This is a genomic window from Afifella sp. IM 167, from assembly GCF_020144925.1.
GTDB lineage: Bacteria > Pseudomonadota > Alphaproteobacteria > Rhizobiales > Afifellaceae > Afifella.
In genome coordinates this window covers 1-541 of record NZ_NSLC01000040.1, presented here as the reverse complement: position 1 = coordinate 541, position 541 = coordinate 1, and the positions used below count along the sequence as shown (strand labels likewise).

Sequence of the window (541 nt, the reverse complement as noted above, 5' to 3'; positions counted from 1 at the left end):
TGCTCGGCGAACGCTTCGTGCGCGGCGTCCAGGTCGCGATCGAGCAGCGCATCCCCTTCATCTGCGTCACCGCCTCGGGCGGCGCGCGCATGCAGGAAGGGCTCTTCTCGCTGATGCAGATGGCGAAGACGACGGCGGCGCTGACGCGTCTGGCGCAGGTGCAGCAGCCGTTCATCTCGATCCTCACCGACCCGACCATGGGCGGCGTCTCGGCCTCGTTCGCCTTCGTCGGCGACATCGTCATCGCCGAGCCCGGCGCGCTGATCGGTTTCGCCGGTCCGCGCGTGATCGAGCAGACCGTGCGCGAGAAGCTGCCCGAAGGCTTCCAGCGCTCCGAGTTCCTGCTCGACAAGGGCGCGATCGACATGATCGTCGACCGGCGCGAACTGAAGGACAAGCTGGCGACCCTGCTGTCGCTGCTGCAGAAGTTGCCGGCGGCGGCGTGAGCGATCCGAGCACGGCGACGGGCACGCCGGCGACGCTCGCCGACTGGCTCGTCCACCTCGAGAGCCTGCACCCGCGCGGGCAGGCCGGGATCGAA

At 69.5% G+C, this 541-nt stretch carries 1 protein-coding gene; it reads left to right on the top strand.

Annotated elements, in window-relative coordinates; genetic code table 11:
- A partial coding sequence (locus CLD20_RS20035; protein ID WP_304504372.1) for an acetyl-CoA carboxylase carboxyltransferase subunit beta occupies positions 1 to 446 on the top strand: 446 nt, incomplete at its 5' end.
- Positions 447 to 541: the final 95 nt, after the last annotated feature.